The organism is Methylocystis sp. (assembly GCF_051061285.1).
GTDB lineage: Bacteria > Pseudomonadota > Alphaproteobacteria > Rhizobiales > Beijerinckiaceae > Methylocystis.
Map to the genome: position 1 here is coordinate 60,397 of NZ_JBPFEA010000036.1, position 22,042 is coordinate 82,438.

19 protein-coding genes, 1 tRNA gene and 1 pseudogene are annotated in these 22,042 nt (G+C 61.7%); 11 read left to right on the top strand and 10 right to left on the bottom strand.

Annotated features, from left to right (window positions below):
- The first annotated feature begins 171 nt into the window (after positions 1-171).
- A complete protein-coding gene (gene rpoZ, locus ACR65T_RS13410; RefSeq protein WP_014890559.1) occupies positions 172-558 on the top strand; it encodes a DNA-directed RNA polymerase subunit omega in 387 nt (128 codons plus the stop codon).
- Between the two features lie 242 nt (positions 559-800).
- Positions 801-3,008: a RelA/SpoT family protein gene (locus tag ACR65T_RS13415; RefSeq protein ID WP_196400606.1), complete on the top strand. Its 2,208-nt coding sequence runs from the start codon at positions 801-803 to the stop codon at positions 3,006-3,008.
- Between the two features lie 37 nt (positions 3,009-3,045).
- Here ACR65T_RS13415 and ACR65T_RS13420 read toward each other — a convergent pair whose 3' ends face one another.
- Positions 3,046-3,483, bottom strand: a complete 438-nt coding sequence (locus ACR65T_RS13420) for a hypothetical protein (RefSeq protein WP_434496940.1) — start codon at positions 3,481-3,483, stop codon at positions 3,046-3,048.
- 411 nt (positions 3,484-3,894) lie between these two features.
- On the opposite strand from ACR65T_RS13420, the gene ACR65T_RS13425 reads away from it, so the two are divergent.
- From ACR65T_RS13425 to recO, 7 genes are all read left to right on the top strand, one after another.
- Entirely contained in the window at positions 3,895-5,325 is a 1,431-nt protein-coding gene (locus ACR65T_RS13425; protein WP_434496941.1) for an IS1182 family transposase, read from the top strand.
- Between the two features lie 297 nt (positions 5,326-5,622).
- Positions 5,623-6,378: a pyridoxine 5'-phosphate synthase gene (locus ACR65T_RS13430; RefSeq protein WP_434496942.1), complete on the top strand. Its 756-nt coding sequence runs from the start codon at positions 5,623-5,625 to the stop codon at positions 6,376-6,378.
- Between the two features lie 247 nt (positions 6,379-6,625).
- Complete coding sequence (gene lepB, locus ACR65T_RS13435; RefSeq protein ID WP_434496943.1) at positions 6,626-7,396, top strand: signal peptidase I; 771 nt, start codon at positions 6,626-6,628, stop codon at positions 7,394-7,396.
- Positions 7,397-7,415: 19 nt separating this feature from the next.
- Positions 7,416-8,123 (top strand): ribonuclease III, encoded by a 708-nt coding sequence (rnc, locus tag ACR65T_RS13440; RefSeq protein WP_434496944.1) that lies wholly within the window; start codon positions 7,416-7,418, stop codon positions 8,121-8,123.
- Entirely contained in the window at positions 8,120-9,046 is a 927-nt protein-coding gene (gene era, locus ACR65T_RS13445; protein WP_434496945.1) for a GTPase Era, read from the top strand. The genes rnc and era overlap by 4 nt, the downstream gene beginning before the upstream one ends.
- A 65-nt stretch (positions 9,047-9,111) precedes the next feature.
- Positions 9,112-9,318, top strand: a complete 207-nt coding sequence (locus ACR65T_RS13450) for a DUF1737 domain-containing protein (RefSeq protein ID WP_026223201.1) — start codon at positions 9,112-9,114, stop codon at positions 9,316-9,318.
- A gap of 7 nt (positions 9,319-9,325) precedes the next feature.
- Positions 9,326-10,057: a DNA repair protein RecO gene (gene recO / locus ACR65T_RS13455; RefSeq protein ID WP_434496946.1), complete on the top strand. Its 732-nt coding sequence runs from the start codon at positions 9,326-9,328 to the stop codon at positions 10,055-10,057.
- A 144-nt stretch (positions 10,058-10,201) separates the two neighbouring features.
- Here recO and ACR65T_RS13460 read toward each other — a convergent pair whose 3' ends face one another.
- The gene (locus tag ACR65T_RS13460) at positions 10,202-10,507 is read right to left on the bottom strand and encodes a hypothetical protein (RefSeq protein WP_434496947.1); all 306 of its coding nucleotides are present in this window, start codon (positions 10,505-10,507) and stop codon (positions 10,202-10,204) included.
- Positions 10,508-10,697: 190 nt separating this feature from the next.
- Between ACR65T_RS13460 and parC the strand changes: the two genes are divergently transcribed.
- Positions 10,698-12,965, top strand: coding sequence for a DNA topoisomerase IV subunit A (gene parC, locus ACR65T_RS13465; RefSeq protein ID WP_434496948.1), 2,268 nt, complete (start codon positions 10,698-10,700; stop codon positions 12,963-12,965).
- Positions 12,966-13,032: 67 nt separating this feature from the next.
- On the opposite strand, the gene ACR65T_RS13470 is transcribed toward parC, so the two are convergent.
- The 4 genes from ACR65T_RS13470 to ACR65T_RS13485 form a co-directional block, all read right to left on the bottom strand.
- Positions 13,033-14,514 (bottom strand): glycosyltransferase family 4 protein, encoded by a 1,482-nt coding sequence (locus ACR65T_RS13470; protein ID WP_434496949.1) that lies wholly within the window; start codon positions 14,512-14,514, stop codon positions 13,033-13,035.
- Between the two features lie 560 nt (positions 14,515-15,074).
- On the bottom strand, positions 15,075-15,701 hold the full coding sequence (locus ACR65T_RS13475) for a hypothetical protein (RefSeq protein WP_434496950.1): 627 nt from the start codon (positions 15,699-15,701) through the stop codon (positions 15,075-15,077).
- Positions 15,702-15,716: 15 nt separating this feature from the next.
- The gene (gene cysE / locus ACR65T_RS13480) at positions 15,717-16,556 is read right to left on the bottom strand and encodes a serine O-acetyltransferase (protein ID WP_434496951.1); all 840 of its coding nucleotides are present in this window, start codon (positions 16,554-16,556) and stop codon (positions 15,717-15,719) included.
- Between the two features lie 69 nt (positions 16,557-16,625).
- On the bottom strand, positions 16,626-17,393 hold the full coding sequence (locus ACR65T_RS13485; protein ID WP_434496952.1) for an alpha/beta fold hydrolase: 768 nt from the start codon (positions 17,391-17,393) through the stop codon (positions 16,626-16,628).
- 161 nt (positions 17,394-17,554) lie between these two features.
- Between ACR65T_RS13485 and ACR65T_RS13490 the strand changes: the two genes are divergently transcribed.
- A tRNA-Arg gene (locus ACR65T_RS13490) sits at positions 17,555-17,631 on the top strand.
- A 541-nt stretch (positions 17,632-18,172) separates the two neighbouring features.
- Here the strand turns inward: ACR65T_RS13490 and ACR65T_RS13495 are convergent.
- The 4 genes and pseudogenes from ACR65T_RS13495 to ACR65T_RS13510 form a co-directional block, all read right to left on the bottom strand.
- A pseudogene (locus tag ACR65T_RS13495) lies at positions 18,173-19,168 on the bottom strand (recombinase family protein); the annotation flags it as partial.
- On the bottom strand, positions 19,165-19,554 hold the full coding sequence (locus ACR65T_RS13500; protein WP_434496953.1) for a hypothetical protein: 390 nt from the start codon (positions 19,552-19,554) through the stop codon (positions 19,165-19,167). The gene ACR65T_RS13500 and the pseudogene ACR65T_RS13495, both read right to left, overlap by 4 nt.
- Positions 19,555-19,620: 66 nt before the next feature.
- The gene (locus ACR65T_RS13505) at positions 19,621-19,989 is read right to left on the bottom strand and encodes a hypothetical protein (protein ID WP_434496955.1); all 369 of its coding nucleotides are present in this window, start codon (positions 19,987-19,989) and stop codon (positions 19,621-19,623) included.
- Entirely contained in the window at positions 19,976-21,700 is a 1,725-nt protein-coding gene (locus tag ACR65T_RS13510) for a type IV secretory system conjugative DNA transfer family protein (RefSeq protein ID WP_434496957.1), read from the bottom strand. The genes ACR65T_RS13505 and ACR65T_RS13510 overlap by 14 nt, the downstream gene beginning before the upstream one ends.
- Positions 21,701-22,042 lie beyond the last annotated feature (342 nt).

Here is a 22,042-nt window from a genome sequence, read left to right on the forward strand (position 1 = left end):
TCAAGAGGAACTGCGTTTTTTTACGGGGCGATGATTGGGCATTTTCTAGAAAAAATCCCCAAGAAAGCGTCAAAAAAAATCGCCCGCGCGTCTAGAGCCAAGAGATTATTGCCTAATTTTTCTAATTGGCGTATCAGCGCTACTCCCGAACCGAATGGAGCTTGACAGCAGATGGCGCGCGTTACTGTCGAAGATTGCGTCGACAAGATCGAAAATCGCTTCGACCTCGTCCTTCTCGCGGCGCATCGGGCGCGGAACATCTCGTCGGGTCAGCCGATCCTTGTGGATCGCGACCGCGACAAAAATCCTGTCGTCGCCCTGCGCGAGATCGCTGAATCGGCGCTCGCCCCGGAAGACCTTTCCGAGGATTTCATCCACTCGCTGCAGCATCACGTCGAGGTCGACGAGCCGGAGGCCGAAGCGGCGCCGGCCTTGACCCCTGCGGTCGCCGGCGAACTCGAAGTCGAGGGCCAGTTCGACCGGATGACGGAAGAAGACCTGCTGCGCGGTCTCGAAGGGCTGGTTCCGCCCGCCGAGGTCGAGGACGAAGCGGAGTAGGTTCGGCCCGATCCCCGCGCTGGCGGGGCGTTCGCGATAGGTCTCCGCCGCGACGCCTCCGCCAGAGCCTCGCCTTCGCATCGCCGCCGTTGGTCATCGCCGCCGTTGGTCATGGCGGCCGGCCTGCGCTATTCTTGCTCGACACACTCGCCGCTCCGGCGCCGCTCGCTTGCCTGTTGCGTGGAACTTGCGCATGGGCGGCGTCCGAGGTCGGCGCATAACCGGTCTTTGGCGCCACGCGCATGATGCGTCAGTACGAGCTTGTCGAACGCGTGCGGAAATATAACCCGCGCGTCGACGAGGATTTGCTAAATCGGGCCTATGTCTACGCGATGAAGGCGCATGGGGCGCAAACCCGCGCCTCCGGCGACCCTTATTTTTCCCACCCGCTCGAAGTCGCGGCGATCCTCACCGATCTGAAGCTCGACGACGCGACCATCGTCGCGGCCGTTCTGCACGATACGCTCGAAGACACCGACGCCACGCGAGAAGAGATCGATCGGCTGTTTGGCGAACAGATCGGCAAACTCGTCGAGGGCCTGACCAAGATCGAGAAGCTCGATCTGGTCACCAAGCAGGCGCGGCAGGGCGAGAATTTCCGCAAATTGCTGCTCGCCGTCGCCGAAGACGTGCGGGTGCTGCTCGTCAAGCTCGCCGACCGCCTGCACAATATGCGCACGCTGCATTTCGTCCCACAGGAAAAGCGCGCGCGCATCGCACAGGAGACGCTCGACATCTATGCGCCGCTCGCCGGCCGCATGGGCATGCAGCGTCTGCGCGAGGAGCTCGAGGGCCTCGCCTTTCGGCATTTGATGCCCGAAGCGCATCAAACCATCGAGCAGCGACTGCACGATCTGCGTGCGAAGAACGGGCGCATCATCAAGCGCATCGAGGACGAACTCACCAAGGAGTTCGAGGCGCGCGGCATCACCGCGGCAGTCACCGGACGCCAGAAGACGACCTTTTCGGTGTGGCGCAAGATGGAGCGCAAATCGATCTCCTTCGAGCAGTTGTCCGACATCTTCGGCTTTCGGATCATCGTCGGCGCGGTGGAGGATTGCTATCGCGCGCTCGGCGTCGTGCATACCAAGTGGCCCAACGTCCCCGGCCGCTTCAAGGATTACATCTCGACGCCGAAACAGAATGACTATCGCTCGATCCATACGACCGTGATCGGTCCTGGCCACCAGCGCGTCGAACTTCAGATTCGCACCGCCGAAATGCATGAGATCGCGCGCTTCGGCATCGCCGCGCACGCGCTCTACAAGGATGCCGTCGGCGCGCATGGCCGCGAGCAACTCGCCAAGGAAAGCCGCGCCTTCCGCTGGCTGCAGGAAACGCTCGATCTCCTCGCGCATGGCGACAATCCCGAGGAGTTTCTCGAGCATACGCGCCTCGAACTGTTTCAAGATCAGGTGTTCTGCTTCACGCCGAAGGGCGGATTGATCGCGCTGCCGCGCGGCGCGACGCCGATCGATTTCGCCTACGCCGTGCATACCAAGCTCGGCGATTCAGCCGTTGGCGCGAAGATCAACGGGCGCGTCGGCCCGGTGTTGTCGCAGTTGAAAAACGGCGACGAGGTCGAGATCATCCGCGCCGAAGGACATGTGCCCCCGGCCGCCTGGGAGGGCGCGGTGGCGACCGGCAAGGCGCGCGCCGCGATCCGACGCGCGACGCGCGACGCGGTGCGCCAGCAATATGCCGGGCTCGGCCGCCAGATCGTCGAACGCGCCTTCGAGCGGGCCGGCCGCGTTTGGAGCGAAGAGAAACTGAAGGCGGCGCTGACCAGGCTCGCGCGGCCGTCGGTCGAGGACGCGCTCGCCGCCGTGGGCCGCGGCGAAATCTATTCGGGCGACGTCGTCAAAGCGGTCTATCCGGATTTCAGCGAAGAGCGCAAAGCCGCGCCCACCGCCATCGGTCCTGGTGAGCCGGGCTGGTTCGGCGTTAAGGCGAACGCCAATGTGGTCTTCAAAGCGCCCGGCGCGAAAGAGGGCAGCGGCGCGATTCCGATTCGCGGGTTGCGCGGCGACGCGCCGGTGCGTTTCGCGCCGGACGGCGGCGCCGTGCCGGGCGACCGCATCGTCGGCATTTTCACGCCGGGCGAAGGCATCACCATCTATCCGATCCAGTCGCCGTCGCTCACCGCCTTCGACGACCAGCCCGAACGCTGGCTCGACGTGCGCTGGGATATCGAAGCCGGCTCTTCGGCGCTGTTTCCCGTTCGCATCGTCGTGACGGCGATCAACGAGCCGGGCACGCTCGGCGCGCTGGCGACGCTCGTCGGTGAGACCGGCGCCAATATCGACAACATCAGCTTCAAGGCGCATTCGCCGGATTTCCGCGAGATGACCTTCGATCTCGAAGTCGCCGATCTGAAACATCTGAACGGCATCGTCACGCGGCTGCGCGCGAGCGCCTTGGTGAGCAAGGTCGAGCGGATGATCGGGTGAGGAGCCAGCGAACGCGCATGGAAGCAAGTTCTGGCCTCTAGCGCACGGTTGACGGCATTTGCTCCCGAGCTTTTTGGAGCATGTCTCGGCCGAAGTCGCACACCTTTTCGCGGGACGCGCCGATGAGGGGCAGTTTGCTCGCGATCTGCAGCTTTTCTTCAAAGCCCGGCGTGCCTTCCCACCAGTGAATATGCCACGATTGCACGATGCCATAGAAGACTGTCATTTCGGCCGAGAGATCGCCAAACAGCAGCCGGTAGCTGTGAACCGCAGTGTAGATCGTCATCACGATGTATTCGACACAGAACTCGTTCTCGACGCTGTAATTCGACGAGCCGTGCTTCAAAAAATTGTAGGGGTGCAGTAAACTTTGGAAGACTTCGTCCGACAAGTCGGAGGGGATAGCCGCCTTTTTCATTGGGGCGCGCATATCATTCAGCCCGACGCCAGACTTCCCATCGGACAGCGCAACCATGACATCGGTGGCCGCGCTAGCGAGCAGGTGGGCCGATAAAGGGTCTTCGTCGATAAGGAACAGCCGAACCGCCGCGTTGATTTTGGTCCGGCAGATTTCCGACGACTTAGCCGCAAATATTCGAGGTCCGGGTTGTCATCTGCGACAGGCAGCGCCGCTCGCTGATCCAGCGATAATCCACCTCTCCTCCGTGGCGCTTATCCCCTCCGTTAGACGCTCACCCTTGCCGTAGTGCAATTATTGCCGCCTTCCCGCTTCGAATACGACCATCAACGGTATCAGGCGTCGCGGACCGCACGTCCGCTTTCCACCAAAAGCCGCCATGTACAGAAATCAAACAGACCGTGTGGAAACTCGTGCAAATCCCGGCCGCTGGATTCCGTTTTCGCCTGCGGCGCTGTAGAATCCGGCATGACTCACATTTCCGGATTCGAGCGCTCGCAGCTCCTGCTTTTGCCGGAGGCGATTGACGATTACGTCGGCCTCGACAATCCCGTTCGCTTCATCGACGCCTTCGTTGACGGCCTCGATCTCGGGAAGGCCGGTTTCGCGCGGGTGGAGCCGAAGGCCACGGGGCGGCCGGGCTACGCGCCGGGCGATCTGCTGAAGCTCTACATCTACGGATATCTGAACCGCGTGCGTTCGAGCCGCCGGCTGGAGGCCGAGTGTTACCGCAACATCGAGTTGATCTGGCTGCTGCGGACGCTGAAGCCGGACTTCAAAACCATCGCCGATTTCCGCGCCGACAATCGCGCCGCGTTCAAGGCGGTGTTTCGCGCATTCACGCTGTTGTGCAAGCGGCTCGATCTGTTTGGCCGCGAGTTGCTCGCCGTGGACGGCACGCGGATCAAGGCGGTCAACAACAAGGACCGCAACTTCACCCGCAATTCGCTGGACAAGTTCATCAAGGCGGCCGACGAGCGGCTGGCGGATTATCTCGAGCGGCTCGACCAAGGCGACGCGGCGGAAAAGACGCCAGGCGGCGCGCGCGTGAAAAATCTCGCGGAAAAAATCGAGGCGCTTCGCGACAAGCGCGGTCGCTACGACGCCATGCTGAAGGACCTCGAACGCACGGGTGAAGACCAAATATCGTTGACCGATCCCGACAGCCGCGCCATGGCGGCGCACACTCGGGTCGCTGTTGGCTACAACATCCAGATCGCGGTTGACGCGAAGAGCAAGTTGATCGTCGATCAGCAGGTGACGAACCAGGTCGTCGACATGGGCCTGTTGCAGGAAACCGCCGAACCGGCGCGCGAAATCCTCGATGTCGAAAAGATCGATGTCGTCGCCGACAAGGGCTACTTCAGGACGGAAGACATCGCGGCCTGCGAGAAGGCGGGGCTGACGCCGCATGTACCGAAGCCGCAACGCGGCTCGTCGGTCAGCAACGGCTTCTTTCGCAAGGACGAATTTCGTTACGATCCGGAGCGAGACGCATACACTTGTCCGGCGGGGCATGAACTGAAGCCGATCCGCCATGGCAAGCTGCGCGAAATGACGAAGATCGACTACGCCAACGCCGAGGCGTGTCGCGCCTGCCCGCTGCGTTCGCGCTGTACTGACGCCAGTTACCGGGCCGTTTCCCGTCTGGAGCACGAGGACGCGCTCGACCGCATGGCGGCTCGCCTGAAGGCGAGGCCGGAAATTCTCGACCGCCGTCGCGAGATCGTCGAACACCCGTTCGGCACGATCAAGCAATGGATGAATCAGGGCGCGTTTCTCACGCGCGGGCTCGAAAAGGTCCGCGCCGAGTTCAGCCTGACGGCGCTCGTCTACAATTTGCGGCGGGCTCTCAACATTCTCGGCATGGACAAGATGATGGAGGCCGTGCGGGCGTGAAGGGAGCCAAATCGCCTTGTTTCGCCGCCAAAGCCGGTCAGTGGGGCGCTCCACGGCGCCCGGGAGCCGTCACGGGCCAAATTTTCTGGATGGAACACGAAAAACCCTGCCAGAGCGGCGGCCAGCCGCCATTCCCACGACGGCCTCCCGTTTTCACACGGTCTGCAAGACTTTTGAACAAAACGCTTGATCGGGATTTTAACGGTTTTTCTTATGCAGAAGATACGTGCGAAAAGTGGTCGCCCTCCGCTCCCTGCCCCAATGACAAACGTCTCATCCCCGCGTTAATAGGTTCCAATGACCACGAATCCCCTCCGCCTCGGCGTCAATGTCGATCATGTCGCCACCGTCCGCAACGCGCGCGGCGGGCCGCGGCCCGACCCCGTTCGCGCCGCGCTGCTCGCCATCGACGCCGGCGCCGACGGCGTCACCGCGCATCTGCGCGAAGACCGCCGTCACATCAACGACGCGGATATGGCGCGGCTGAAGGCGGCGATTTCGAAGCCGCTCAATTTCGAAATGGCGGCGACCGAGCAGATGCTCGACATCGCCGTCGCGACCGCGCCGCACGCCGTCTGTCTCGTGCCGGAAAAGCGCACCGAGCGCACGACGGAAGGCGGTCTCGACGTCGTCGGCCAGCACGACTACCTCCTGCCTTACGTCGACCAGCTGACTCGAGAGGGCGTGCGCGTGTCGCTGTTCATCGAGCCGTCGGCAGAGGCGATTGACGCGGCCGTCTCCATCAAGGCCCCCGTCGTCGAGCTCCATACGGGCGCCTGGTGCCACGCCGTTGAGGTCGGCGATATCGGCCGGGCCGAGGCGGAATTCGCGCGGGTCGCCGAAGCCGCCGCCTATGGCGCCGGGCGAGGGCTCGAAATTCACGCCGGGCACGGCCTCGATTATGCGACGGCGCGCCGCGTGAGCGCCTTGCCGCAGATCGTCGAACTCAACATCGGCCATTTTCTCATCGGCGAGGCGATTTTCGTCGGGCTCGCGGAGGCGATCCGGCGGATGCGGGAGGCGATGGAGCAGGGCCGGTCGCTAGCCTTCTAGGGCCAGGGCGCGGCGCGGCGGATCGCAAGCGCGGGCGTGGCGTTAGCGTTAATCCCGATCGGGCGGAGACGCGCCGGCTGAGCGCGCTAAGGTGGCGGGCGGTCATCCATTTGACGCCGGCCCGGGGCTATTCTTTGGCTCGGGCGAAGGTTCTCATGGAAGCTTTAGCGTGTTAAGCCGGGCGGCCGGGCGGGCCGACGCCGCCCAAATGCATGAGGAGTGAGTCGGCTTGAGCAGGAACGTTCCGGTGGCTGAAAAACGCGAAGAGGGCGGGTTTCTCGAAACTATCAAGGTCATCCTTCAGGCGCTGGCGATCGCGCTTGTCATTCGCACGCTGCTCTTTCAGCCGTTCAATATTCCTTCGGGCTCGATGATCCCGACGCTGCTGATCGGCGATTATGTTTTCGTGTCGAAATACGCCTACGGCTATTCGAATTACTCGATGCCGTTCGGCCCCGACATCTTCTCCGGCCGCATTCTGGCTTCGCCCCCCAACCGCGGCGACGTCATCGTCTTCAAGCTGCCGCGGGACAATGAGACCGACTATATCAAGCGCGTCATTGGCCTTCCCGGCGACCGCATCCAGGTCATCGACGGCCGGCTCTATATCAACGGCGTCATCGTGCCCCGCACCCCGCTCGAAAAGGAAGTGACGGAGAATCGCGAAGGCCGCGAGGTCCCCGTGACGACCTATGAGGAAACGCTCCCCGGCAACGGCGATCATCCCGCGGTCGAACATACGATCATCGAAATCGAGGGCGATCACGGCATCAACGACAACACCGAGCTGTTCGTGGTGCCGCCCGACCACTATTTCATGATGGGTGATAATCGCGACAACTCCACCGATTCGCGCATTGCGCCGGAGATCGGCGGCGTCGGCTTTGTGCCCTTCGTCAATCTCGTGGGCCGCGCCGAGATCATCTTCTTCTCGGTCCGGAAGGACGAATCGGCGCTCGCTTTCTGGCGCTGGCCATGGTCCGTGCGTTGGGACCGGCTGTTCCGGCCCGTTCATTGATCGGACGCACAGGCGTGACATGACGCGCAGCCGCGAGAAGGGGCTCGCTGACCTCGAGGCGCGTATCGGACATGACTTCGCCGATCCGGCGCTGCTCGGCCGAGCGCTGACGCATGTCAGCGCCTCGCCAGCTCGGCGCGATTCATACGAGCGGCTGGAGTTTTTGGGCGACCGCGTGCTGGGCCTCGCCGTGGCGCACATGCTCTATGACGCCTTTCCGAACGAGAGCGAAGGCGAGCTGTCGCGCCGCCTCGCGGCGCTGGTGCGCAAGGAGACCTGCGCCGAGGTAGCCGAAGTCTGGGGCGTTGGCGCAGCGATGCGGCTCGGCGAGGGCGAGGCCCAGACCGGCGGACGCGGCAAACGCGCCTTGCTCGGCGACATTTGCGAAGCGATCATCGGCGCAGCCTTTCTCGACGGGGGCGCCGCTGCGGCCGAACATATCGTTCGCAAGGCCTTCAGCGACCGAATGGCGGCGAGCGGCCAGGATTTGCGCGACGCGAAGACCGCCTTGCAGGAATGGGCTCAGGCGCGCGGCCTCGCCACGCCGCGCTATCGGCTCGTCGCCCGCAGCGGACCGGACCATGCGCCCTTCTTCGAGGTCGTCGTGGAGGTGCAGGGATTTGCGGCGGCGCCCGGATCGGGCGCCTCGAAACGGGTCGCAGAACAGGCCGCTGCGGCGGCGTTTCTAGCTCTCGAGGACGCGGCCACAGGAAAGGGAGATACATGAGCGGCGACGACGAATTGGCGCGGGAAGACACGCGCTGCGGCTTCGCGGCGCTGGTCGGCGCGCCCAACGCCGGCAAGTCGACGCTGCTTAATCAACTCGTCGGCGCCAAGGTCTCGATCGTGTCCCGTAAGGCGCAGACGACGCGGGCGCTGGTTCGCGGCATCGCCATCGAGGGCGCGGCGCAGATCATCCTTGTCGACACGCCGGGCATCTTCAAGCCCAAGCGGCGGCTCGATCGCGCCATGGTCGCGAGCGCGCTCTCGGGCGCCGCCGACGCCGACGTGATCGCGCTGCTCATCGACTCCCGCAAGGGGATCGACGAAGAAGTGGACGCGATACTGACGCAGCTTCAGCACGCCAAGGCGCCCAAGCTCCTTGTCCTGAACAAGATCGATCTCATTCCCCGCGAAAGGCTGCTGGCGCTGGCGCAAACGCTGAACGAACGACAGAAATTCGACGAAACCTTCATGATCTCGGCGCTAAAAGGCGACGGGGTCGGCGATTTGCGCCAGGCGCTGGCGCAGCGCATGGGGCCCTCGCCCTGGCTTTATCCCGAGGATCAGCTTTCGGACGCGCCGCTGCGGCTGCTTGCCGCGGAAATCACCCGCGAGCAGATCTACGAGCGGCTGCACGACGAATTGCCCTATCAGTCGACGGTCGAGACGGACTCCTGGACCAATCAGAAGGACGGCTCGGCGCGCATCGAGCAGACGATCTTTGTCGCGCGCGACAGCCAGAAGAAGATCGTCATCGGCGAAGGCGGCCGCACCATCAAGGCCATCGGTCAGGCGGCGCGCCGCGAGATCGCCGAGGCTGCCGAACAGCCGGTGCATCTCTTCCTGTTCGTGAAGGTCCGCGAAAATTGGGCCGACGACCCAGAGCGCTATCGCGAGATGCGCCTGGATTTCCCCAAAGGCAATTAATATCGGCCAAGGTCAGGTGATTCGCGCGGGCGCGGGAGAATCGAATGTCTGACGAACGCAAGGCGATGACCGCCTATCGTTTTCTCACCGGGCCGGATGACGCCGCCTTTTGCCATCGCGTCACGGAAGCGTTGAGCCTCGGCTGGCGACTCCACGGATCGCCCTCGCTCACCTTCGATCCGACGCAAAACCGGGTGATTTGCGGCCAGGCTTTGATCAAGGATGTCGAAGGCTTAGATTACAGGCCGGATATGAAGCTTTCCGAAGTGTGAGCCTGATATGGAATGGCGCGACGACGCTCTCATTCTCGGCGCGCGTCGGCATGGCGAAACTTCCGTCATCCTCGAGGTGATGACGCGCGGACACGGCCGCCATCTTGGTCTCGTGCGCGGCGGTCGCTCGCGCCGGCTCCGTCCGATTCTGCAGCCCGGCAATCTCGTCGCGGCGCAGTGGCGGGCGCGTCTTGAGGACCATCTCGGCGCCTTGACGGTCGAGCCGCTCGTCGCCCGCGCCGCCTATTTCCTCGACCGCGCCGCGGCGCTCCATGGCGTCGTCTCGCTCTGCGCGTTGCTGCGCCTGCTGCCGGAGCGCGATCCCCATGAGGAATTGTTTGAAATGGCCGACGCCATTGCGGCGCTCTTCGGCGACATTCGCGCCGCCGAAGGCGCCGCGACGATGTTGGCGCGATTCGAGTTGGCGCTGCTCGGCGCGCTCGGCTTCGGGCTCGATCTCAACGCCTGCGCGCTGACCGGCGCGAGGGACGATCTCGCCTATGTGTCGCCGAAATCGGGCCGCGCGGTGAGCCGCGCCGCCGGCGCGCCGTGGCGCGACAAACTCCTACCCTATCCGGACTTTCTTCAGCATGAGAGCATTGTCGCGGAACAGGCCGATCTCATCGCCGCGTTCCGCTTGACCGGATATTTCCTGACGCGCGACGTGCTCAAGCCGCGCGGCGTGGCGCTGCCGGCGGCGCGCGAATTTTACGTCAGCGCTCTTTTGCGCGTGGCGTGAGGAAAAAACAGGGGACGCGTCGGCGAATCGCTTAGAGCGCTTCCCGATCGCATGGAATCATGTGATCGATAAGGAATCACTCAAAATCAAAATGTTGGAGCAGGTTCTCATCGAAAAAGTCCGTCAACTTTTTCGGAACCCGGTCTAGCGGCGCTTGTCGCCGCAAATATAACGCGATTCATGGCTGCTGACGCCGTAGCCCTGATCGATGTCGACGAGCACTTCGCGGCAGATCGCCTGCATGTCTTCGTCAGCGTCGCGCGCCTGAGGCGCGCGCTCCCGCGCGGCGACCGTCGAGCCGGCGACCGTCATTTGCGATCTATCCAAGGCGAACGAGGCGGATGTCACGAGCAGCGCGGCGATGAGCGACGAAAGCAGTTTCTTCATGGACGCCATGTTTTGAAAGCCGCGGAAAACCGGCGAAAATTCGACCGCGCCGATCTGCGCCATCGCTTCGCAAGCCTTCTAAAGGACGAAACGCGGCGTCTGCAATACCTTATTTGCGACGACGCCGCACAAAACGCAGTCGATGCATCGACGACGCACTTTCAGAGTTAAAGAGCCGCCTCGAAATCCTTCGCTTGCGCCGACGCCCCTGCGGCCATAGTACCGATCACAAAGGCAGAATCGGGTTTTTGAAATGGCGCAAAAAGGCGGCGGGGGAAGCGGAAAAGGCAAGGGCGCAAGCGACGTTAGCGTGATTGCGCCCGTCGATCTGCGCGAGGCGCTCGAGGAGCGCTATCTGCGTTACGCGCTTTCGACCATCACCGGCCGCGCGCTGCCCGACGCCCGCGACGGGCTTAAACCCGTGCATCGACGCATTCTTTACGGCATGCATATTCTTCGCCTCGACCCCGGCGCGCCGTTCAAGAAATGCGCAAAGATCGTCGGCGACGTGATGGGCTCGTTCCACCCGCATGGCGATCAGGCGATCTATGACGCGCTGGTGCGCCTCGCCCAGGATTTCTCCTCGCGCTATCCGCTCGTCGACGGCCAGGGCAATTTCGGCAATGTGGACGGCGATTCGGCCGCAGCCTATCGCTACACCGAGGCGCGCATGACGGCGGTCGCGCGCTCTCTTCTGGAAGGCATCGACGAAGACGCGATCGACTTCATCCCCAATTATTCCGGCGAGGAGAAGGAGCCGGTGGTGCTGCCGTCGGCGCTGCCCAATCTGCTCGCCAATGGCGCGCAGGGGATCGCCGTCGGCATGGCGACGTCGATCCCGCCGCATAATCTCGCCGAGCTGTGCGACGCGGCGCTCTACCTCATCTCCCACCGCAAGGCGACCGCCGAACAGCTGCTGACCTTCGTGCAGGGGCCGGATTTTCCAACCGGCGGCATCGTCGTCGACAAGCGCGACGAGATCATCGAGACCTATCGCACCGGGCGCGGCTCCTTTCGTGTGCGCGCGCGCTGGATCAAAGAGGAGCTGCCGCGCGGCGGATGGGTCGCCGTCGTCACGGAAATTCCCTATGGCGTACAGAAGTCGCGCCTCATCGAACGGCTCGCCGAACTTATCTCTGAGCGCAAACTGCCGCTCGTCGCCGATGTGCGCGATGAATCGGCGGAAGACGTGCGCATCGTTTTCGAGCCGCGCACGCGCACGGTCGATCCGGCGCTGATGATGGAGACTTTGTTCAAGCTCTCCGAGCTCGAAACGCGGTTTCCGATGAACATGAATGTGCTCGTCGACGGCGTGACGCCGCGCGTCGTTTCGCTCGACGAGGCCTTAAGGCAATGGCTCGACCATCGCCGGACCGTGCTGCAGCGCCGCTCGCGCCATCGCCTCGCCGCGATCGTACGGCGCATCGAGCAATTGGAAGGCATGGTCATCGTCTTCCTCAATCTCGATGAGGTGATCCGCATCATCCGCGAAGAGGACGACGCCAAGGGGGAATTGAAAAAGGCGTTCAAGCTGACCGACCTGCAGGTCGAATACATTCTCGACACGCGACTGCGCGCTCTGCGCCGGCTCGAAGAGATGGAGCTGAAGAAGGAGCTGGGCGAGCTTTCGGCCGAGCGCAAGGAGATCGAGTCGCTGCTCGCCGATGACGACAAGCAGTGGAAGACCATCGCCTGGCAGGTGCGCGAACTCAAAAAAACCTATGGTCCGCAGACCCCGAAGGGCAAGCGGCGCACGAGTTTCGAAGACGCGCCCGAGGCGATCGATCTCGACCTCGCCGAGGCGATGATCGAGCGCGAACCGGTGACCATCGTCGTCTCGAAGAAGGGCTGGATTCGCGCGCTCAAGGGCCATGTGCAGGATCTCTCGAGCCTGCAGTTCAAGGGCGACGACGAACTCGGCGCGTCCTTCTTCGCGCAGACGACGTCGAAAATCCTGGCGCTCGCGTCGAACGGCAAGGCCTATACGCTCGACGCGTCAAAGCTTCCGGGCGGGCGCGGACATGGCGAGCCGATCCGGCTCTTCGCCGAGATCGAGGAAGGCGCCGATGTCGTCGCCGTTCTGCCGCATGTCGCGGGCGAAGCGCTGCTGCTGGTGACGAATGACGGGCGCGGCTTCGTCGTGAGCGAAGACGATCTCTTATCGTCGACGCGCAAGGGACGCGCGGCGCTCAACGTCGAGCCGCCCTCTATATTGAAGATCGTGACGCAGGCGCAGGGCGATCATATCGCGATCATCGGCGAGAACCGGAAGCTCTTGGTGTTTCCCTTGAGCGAAGCGCCGCGCATGGCGCGCGGCAAGGGCGTGCGCATGCAGCGCTACAAGGACGGCGGCGTCGCGGACGCGAAGGTTTTTGCGCTCAAAGACGGACTGACATGGACCGATGCGTCAAGCCGCGTGTTCACGATCGAGAAGGCGGAACTCAAGGACTGGATCGGCCATCGCGCCGAAGCGGGAAGATTGCCGCCGAGAGGATTTCCGAGGAATAATAGGTTTGGGTAAGGGCAATTGTGTTGGCCCACTCCGCTGATGATGATGTGAGCGGATAATCGACTGCCCAGTCAGCGCCTCATTTCGTGGCGGCCGCCAGTCCGGCTGTGGCTATGTCACGCGAGATTGCAGAGACGTCCATCTGGTAAGCGCCGGAGCGCAGCAGCCCGATCAATTCGATCGTCGATTCTCGCCATGTAAGAGTCGCAACGCGAGGCGGCCGTTTCTCGTCTGAGAGCGCTTGCATGAGGGCGTCTGCGAGGCTCGCCGAATCGAGGAGATCGAAATAGCGCACATCTGAGCCGCCAAGCTCACGAAACTGGGGGATGTCGCTGGCGATGATGGGGGCGCCGCATTGTGCGGCCTCCACCAAGGGCAAACCAAAGCCTTCGGCGAAGGTCGTGAACACGGCCGCGCACGTCTCGCGGTAAAGGTAGCGCAAATCCGCATCACTCGCGTCGTCTAGCCAAAACAGGCGCCGTCCCTTTTCCTCATGCTGCCGCAAGCGCTGTTCAAACGCCCGGGCGTTCCACCCGGGTCTGCCAACGATGACAAGGTTGACGTCTATGTTGTCGGCCCAAAGACGTTCGAAAGCCTCGATCGCGACCGGATAGCCTTTGCGCGTCTCGACTGTGCCGACGCAGAGAAAAAATGGGCCTTGCGTCGCGATTTCGATTGCGGCCGTGGCTGGTTCTCTGGAGGGTTCAGCCGATAGATTGGCGCCCAGCCGCCACCAGCCGATTTTTTGGCTCCTGCACCATTTGTATCGCATCATCGCATACTCGGCATAGCACGTCGCGGAACACCGAGAAATTGCAACGACCGCATCACTCCGGGAGACGACTTCGCTGAGCCAGGTCTCAAAGGCGATTACGAGTTCGGGTCCGTATAACGTCGGATAGAGGACTGGAAAAAGATCATAAACGCCAGCTACGACAGCGCCGCCTTTTTCTTTGAAGGAGCTGATGGCGTGCGCATAATTGTCCACATTGTTCCAGCCAGCGTCTAGCAACAGGAGCATATCGCCAGGACGCGCTTCGATCCTGCCCATCACTCCGTCTATTTCGGCTAGTATAAGTCCCCCGCGAATCTGGACCGGTTGGCCGTTTCCCAGTTCCGTGACGTAATGAGCGGTCTCGCTGACAACGCGTTGAATGCCCGTCACTTTGTCAAAAAATTTGGTGTCTGTGACATCAACGTATATGCATGGCTGGTCCCCGGGCGCGATCGTAATGAGCGGGAACTGTTGCTGGGGGGCCGGCCGTGGGGCTTCCTCTATACATTGGGCCGCGGGCGACGTGCGTTGCGGAGCAAGCACTCGCGACAATGTCCAGTACAGCTCCAGCATCCTACGATAGGCGCCGCGCGTAAACGGATCGACGTCATACGTCGTGTCTGCTTTTTGAGCCTCGAACTCATAGCGCCTTTCCGCTTCAAACTGACGGCGCAAATAGCCAATAACTTTGCGGTGATCACGTTGCGCAATTGTCACGCTGGCCTCAAACATCCGGGTTAAACCTGAAAAAGCGAACGAGAAATTGTTGACCGTTTCCGCGTTCACCTGACTTCTGAAGCGACAGTCTTGATGCCAACTTAAGCGACGTCTAATCGTTCCGGAGTGGAGACCGGAATGATTTGGCCAGCGCCGAGTAGGTGTATAACGTAGTGACTATAGTTGTCCTTTAGGGTCAACTCCTGTGGACAATGCCGCTCTCTATCGATCCGCTATCGGCAAATCAATCCATGACCGGCGAAATGATGATTCTTGGCGCGGTTGGCCCCGACGCGAACATTTTTTGCGCGAGGTGATCGGTTTTGGCCGCCGAGCGGCTGACGGAGCCGGAGACCGCGCCGGACGGCCGAAAGCTGACTGCCGTCAATGACGAAGCCTGTATCCAAGGCGCCTCAATGCGCGCGGCGGATGATCTGGCCAAGCCCATGGGCGTGAGTGAGTCAGATGAGCCGTCCGTGCGCGGAGATCGACGAGCGGGTGAAAGCCGTCGCGGCTGACGTCGAAAATTCAAGAATCTTCATGACGCGCGCAATCTGCTCCCTCTCCCGCGCGAAGCGCGGGGGAGGGTTGGGGAGGGGGCTTTTCCTGCAAGTGTTCCGGCGAAAAGCTCAATCCGTCTTCGAAAAATCCGGAATTTTAAATCCGAGCTTGCCCTGGCGCCAGAGCGTGAAGGCGACGCCGCCGGCCACGACGACGAAAACGCCGAAGGCGATGTAGAGATAAATTTCCTCGTCGGTGACGAGGCCGACCGAGAACGGGTGCCGGCCTTCAAAGCTTTTAACGCCGTCGTCGCTCGTCAGCCGCGCGTAAAGCACGTAGGCGCCGGGCTCCTTAAAATTCTGGTCGAAATTCACCATGCCGTTGCGAAATTTCTGCACCGGCAGGCGGCCGACGACATCGGCTTCGGGGTCGGCGTCGCCATTCGGCCCCTTGCCGCGCAGGATACGGATGTCCCAGTTCATGTCGCGCAATTCAGCGTCGGCGGCGTCGAGCACGATGACGCTCGGGCCGACGTCGGGCAGCGCGATGCATTCCCGGTCGACGTTCTTCTTGGGCTGCATGGCGACGAATTTCATCGACTTGGCGCCAAGATCATTGGCGCCAAGATCATTGCCGCCAAGATCGATCGGACATTCCGGATCGTAATAATGCCAACCGGCGGCTGTCGCGGCGCGTGGAGACAGCAACGACGCCGCGACAAAAACGAGCGCAAAGCCCAGTAGAATTCTGCTCAAGGTCAACCCCGCCCCTCACATGCCGGCGTCGAGATAGGCCAGCATCTGATCCATGGCAAGGGCCGGCTCGGCGCAGCGCGCGTCGCCGACGATTCTGGCCGGCACCCCGGCGACGGTCTTGTTGGCGGGCACCGGGTCGAGCACGACCGATCCCGCGGCGATCATGGCGCAGCGGCCGATTTCGATATTGCCGAGGATTTTCGCGCCGGCGCCGATCAGCACGCCGCGCCGCACCTTCGGGTGCCGGTCGCCGCGCGCCTTGCCGGTGCCCCCTAGCGTCACGCCATGCAGCATCGAGACTTCGTCTTCGACCACGCTGGTCGCGCCGATGACGACGCCGGTGGCGTGATCGATGAAAACGCTCTTGCCGATGACGGCGGCGGGGTGGATGTCGACCTGGAAGGTTTGCGACGAGAGGCTCTGCAGGATCAGGGCGAAGTCGCTGCGGCCGTTCTTCCACAGCCAATGCGCCAGCCGGTAGGTCTGCAGCGCATGGAAGCCTTTGAAATATAGCGCCGGCTCGATCAGCCTCGTGCAGGCGGGATCGCGCTCGAGCACGGCGAGCAGGTCGGCGCGGAACGCCTCGACCAGTCCAGGTTCGCGGGCGGCGCATTCTTCGAACGCCTGGCGGATCGCGATATAGGGGGCCTCCGGCCGGTCGAGGCGCTGCGCCACGCGATGCGCGACGACGCCCAGGACGCCGTTCTGCGACAGGATCGCTGGATGCAGGAAGCCGCCGAGCTCCGGCTCGCGGCGCAGCACGTCCTCCGCCTCTGCGCGCAGACGCGCGAACAACGGATCATTCTGGGCGAAGTCGATGATTTTCGCGCCAGATTCGCGCGTTTCGGCGCCCATCCGCCCCTCCTTGGTCAGGCAATAATATAGCGGAGCGCTTGGACAATAGCACGGGCGCCCCCGCGACCGCTAAGGCCGCGTATCCAGGAACTCCAGCACCGCCTGCTTATAGATCCTGTCGCCGACGGCCCGGTTGTGGTCGCGGCCGGGAATATCGACCACGCGGGCGTTAGGGAAGAACTCGGCCAGCGGGAGCGGGTCGCCGGCGACGTCATCGCGCGTGCCGACGCAGATCAGCACCGGCGCGGTAATCCGCGCGAGCGACTCGGGCTCGACGGACTTGCGGGCGCCGCGGACGCAGGCGGCGAGGGCGGCGAGGTCGCTGCGGGTGGCTTCGGCGAAGCCGCGGAAGATTTTGAGCGTCGAATCGTCAATGTCCTCGATGCGCTCAATCTCCATGGCTTCGGCGAGGCCGCGCGGCAGGCCGGAGTTCTCGATGAGATTTTCGCCGATGCCGCCGAGGATCAAGGAGCGCACGCGCTCGGGCGCGGTCAGCGCCAGCACCGTGCCGATGCGTCCGCCGAGCGAATAGCCCATGACGTCGGCGCGCGGGATCGACAGATGGTCGAGCAGATGCACGATGTCGGCGGCCATCAGGTCGAGACCATATTGCGCCGGATCGTACAGCTTGGCGGAGCGACCATGGCCGCGGTTGTCGAAGACAATGACGCGGCGCCCGTCCTCAGTCAGCGTCTTGACCCACTGCGTGAACAGCCAGTTCACGGCATGGGTCGAGGCGAAGCCATGCACGAGGACGATCGGTTCGCCGCGATCTTCCGTTAAAGGCTCGAAATCCACATAGGCTATCTCGACGCCGTCCGACAGGAACGTTTCCATTAGAAATCCCACTTAGAGCCTTTTATCTAAATGCTCACGCCGTCGACGCAAGGCTACGCGCGGCGAAAGTAAATGCGCTATTGCCATTCGCGTCGCTTGCCGGTAAACGAGCCGACACGTCGCCATAGCCCGTTTAACGCAGGGGGACTATGGCGAAGCAGGCGCCCGTAGCTCAGCTGGATAGAGCACCAGACTACGAATCTGGGGGTCAGAGGTTCGAATCCTTTCGGGCGCGCCATCTCGCATTTTTGAGTTTGTATTCCCGTTAAGGCCTTGAAGGGAAAGGCCAGATTCGGGGTTCGAAGTCCTTGTTTTCGGCAGTATGAGATTGGCTCGCAAAATGCCAGTCTCAGAACGGTTTTTTTCCAGATCAGATCGCCATTTTCCCAGATACTCCAAGGCTTTGATAGGAACTGCATCGCGAGTTCGAACGATTCCTCCAACGTATGTTTCGGCTTGGCGTTTTTTTGCAGCCGTTCCTGGTTCACAATCCTATTGCGTTCGAGTTTGGCGATCTTGGTTTCATAGGCTCGGACGACGGCTGTGTTCTGCGTTTCGACGATGCGTTCAAGCAAAGTCTCGATCTGCTTTTCGATTTCGGCCTTGTCTTTTTCCAGCGCTTTGCCATCGATGGCCACTTGCGCAAGCTTCATGCTCCAGGCGTCCTGGAACATGGCTTTGACCAAATTGAACAGGCCCTTGCTCGGTTGGAGCCGCTGCAACGCTCCGGCGAACGCGTCTTCCAGTTCTTCACGGCGGATGGATTTGCGATAACTCGCACATCCGCGCGTAGGGCAGAGATAATAAGGGTGCTTCTTGCCTGTCTTGCTTGTCGACCAGCAGGCCGTCAACGGCTTGCCGCAATCGTTGCACAGCACGAAGCCGCGCAACGGAAAGTCTGCGTTAATATCCTTGCGCGCGGGGGCCTTGGCCTTACCCTTGAGCCGTGCCTGAATCTTTTCGAAGGTCTCGAAGCTGATAAGACCTTCATGCTGGCCCTTGCGAAGCTGAACATTCCAGTTCGGCGCTTCAGCGTATCCGGCGTAAACGACGCGGGTCAGAATATCGGTGATGCGCTGACTGCGAATCTCGCCGTTCGGCAAATCCTTCGGAAAGGAGGGTTGCCGCTCAAGAAAGCGCTTCACCTCTACCTGGGTCTGAAAACGCCCTGAAGCGTAACCTTCGAGCGCTTCCTGCAAGATGGATGCGTTGGGCTCATCACGCACCAGCATTTTGCCGTGCCCGGCTACGCGCTCATAGCGGTAGCCCACCGGTGCCTGAAAAACCCAATATCCGTTCTGTAAGCGTGCCCGCATGCGATTTACGGTCTGCTCGCCGTTCTTCTGGCGCTGGTGCTGCGATACGGATGCAAGCAAGTTTTCTACAAGCTGCGCATCGGAGTCCTCGCCGAACTCTATCGACGGGCTGACCAATACGCCGCCCGCGTCTGCAATCTGCATACGCAGTTCGAAATGCGCCATCAGTCCGCGCGCCAGGCGGCTGATGTCGTCGATGATGACGGCATGCGGCTCCTTGCACCGATGGGCCTTCAGGAAGGCGAGCATCGCCGTCATACCGGGACGGGCGGTCAGGCTTCCCGACGCGTCGTCGCAGAACACCTCGACAACCTTATAACCCTTGTATTTCGCGTATTCGCGGCAGCGTGTTTCCTGCGATGCCAGACCATCGCCGCGCACCGTCTGCTTGGCGCTCGACACGCGGCAATAGATCACCGCCGTTGTAAGACCGCTATTTCTGTCTTCAGAATGATTCATTCCAACTCAAACTCGCCGATAGGGGAGTCCTCCAAATTTTCTCCGTTACGCGCTGAATTCTCACAATTTACTCTATCGAACGCTTTTTTTGCCAGCGGAAAGCATTCAGCGGACTCTTGTGCACAGACTTCCTGTAACGGATGCACATCGAAACCAAGCTCGACGAACGTCACGACGATTGACCATAATGAACGCAAGAATTCTTCTTTCTGACTCGAAGTCAGAGTGCTGTCATCGAGCCAGGACTGATACTTTGCCACATCGACGGTAAGAACGGGCCGCGCAGACGCGTCGAAATTTTCGACGATACTCCCCCCGTCAAACAACGCATCAGCGCTGTTCTCCCTTTCACCAGACATCTCGTCCTCCTCTTTAAATTGTACCATTTTTCTCAGCCTTATTTCAAATTGTATTGCCCTGTAGCCCGCAGAAAATATGGGGTTTTAGCGATTTCAGTTCGTCCGTTTGTTGAGTTGGCGAACGAGCTTTGTCCAATCGACGGGAACAAAGCCGACGAGCTGGCAGCTCTGACCGTTTTCCGGAATAACGATCCGGCGGCCCTGGAAGCCGTAATACGCGCACCAGGCGACCGAACGGCACGAACCAAGGCCACGCATGGGATGCTTGCATTCATAGTCCCAGCCGACATGCGGCGTGCCGACAAAGACGACGAATGCCGCGAGTCCGGCAAGCGCCATGAGGCGGGGCCGCAGGAAGATGCCCCGCGCAATCGCACTTATTCCCACGCGCAGTCGCGTGAATCCGCTAACCGACCGCTTCGGCGGCCTTGCTCCAATGACCCTGACCTCAATATCGCTCACGACATTTCTCCTTTATCTCGTAGCCGAGCTGTACCAGCGGCTTCACTTTTGGGTACATTCCTTCGACCGGGTTTGGCGCAGCCCACTCACCCCACGGCGCGATGAACCAAAAGGGCACCCGAACGCCGAGGATCGGCTTTAGGCCCTTGACCAGCAGCAATTGCTCGTCGTTGCTCATCAGCGTGATTTCATCAGGCGACATCAGCGGCCTGCCTGTCTCTGACAGGCTTTCGCTCACTTCATCATCGTCCGTGCGCCCGAGATTGTAGTTGCAGGTCTTCACCGTCCTTTGCCCGAAGGCCTTCGAGAGTGTCTGCGCCAGCTCGTTGCTGTTCACAGCGAAGAACTGCTTCACTTCCGCCTGCGAGAGAATCGTCTGGGCCGTGTAGGGGCCATAGAGACGGGTAAGCTCCGCGAGTTCCTGCACGAACATCCAGACGCGCACACCGAGGCCGGGAAGCGCGGTCAGGCTTTCGGGGAGCCCGCTGAGTTTGCCGAGATTGGCGAACTCATCGAGCAGGAATAAAACGCCGTGCTTCTTGTCTGCGCGGGCGACCATCGTGATCGCCTGATTGACAATCAGTCCGAGCGCCGCGCCATGCGTCGCGATCCTGTCCTGCGGGAAAGCGAGATAGATGCTGACCGCGCCCGTCGTTAGTTCACGCAGCGAAACATCGGAGCCGCCGAGCGCATCGGCGAGATAGCCGCCGGGCTCGTAGATATCGAGCGCCTGAACCGCGCCCGCTCTGAAGTCGGCGAATTGTTCCGGGTTATCCTCCATCTGATGAGCGAGATCGTCGCCGAGATCGGCGAGCAGCCCGCCCAATGCATCGCTCTCGCGCATTTCCTGAACGGTACGTTCAAGGCGGCGCGGATTGGCGACGATCCGCCACAGCTCAGGCAGCGTGCATCGCGCCGGAGCGCACAGCGCCAGATAAAGGAGCGCGCCGCGCATGATGGCGCGAGCGCCTTCGCGCCAATAGCGGTTGCGCGCGTCTTCCGGCTCCGGATAGAGCTGCAAGGCAATAGCCTTCACCTCATCTGTCAGGCCACGCTGCAAACGCAGGTCGCTCGCCAGCGCGATCAAGCCTTCGAGCGGATTGATCCGGTGCTGCGGCAGGCCGTGCAGTCCCCAGGGATTAAAGACCACGACCTTTTGTCCAAACCTGTCACGGCGATGTACCGCCGTGACAGCGGCAAGCTCGCCCTTCGGATCGGTAACGACGACCGAGCCGGCGTAGTGCAGCAGGTTCGGGATCACGACATTGATGCCCTTGCCCTGACGGGCCGGCGCGCACGTCAGAAGGTGAGCCTTGCCGCTGTAAAAGAGCGGCTGGTTTTCAAGCAATCCGACAAAGAGCCCTTTCGGATTGACCAGCCCCGACAGTGCGCATTCTTCCATCGTCGCGAAGGCGGCGTTGCCAAACGTGCCGGATGTCTGCTCTGAAGCGCGGCGCTTCTCGGCAATGCGCCAGTTTCTGAAATAGCCGCCGACGCCGCTAAGCACGGCACTCGCGCCCATGAGTTCAAACAGCCCTGAATAGAATTGTTGAGCAGGATTCGGCACGCTGCCCGTCAGCTCCGGCCAATGGGCGGCAACGGCATAAACCGAGACGCCGAACAGCAGGCTGCCGGTCGCCGAGGCTTTCGATTTTGGTGCCTCTCTCATTGAACTTGCCTCGGATTCCTCTGAACGCCCCGCGCAAGGCAAGCCTTTCCCGTTCGCCTGGATCGGTGATCTCCGGCGTGAGCGTGTCGTCTTGCTATGCAGGTGTTTGCCGTTGGTGCGGCGGGTTTATTTTCAGCGCAAAAAGCGTTGCGCTTCGCACGCTCAACATGGCTCCGGTCTAATTATCTGACAAATGTCCGTCGGCGGAATTCACAAGACAAACGGTCATCAAATGCGCTTAATCGTAAGCATCCGGCGTGGGCCGCAGGGGATGATCTCGCGCTGCGTCAGACGCCGGGGCGGGACTTCAAGTCTTTGTGGATTTCGATGAGCTCGACGAGAGTTTCGATGCCGAAGTCGGTGAATGCGAGAACGCCGTCGTCC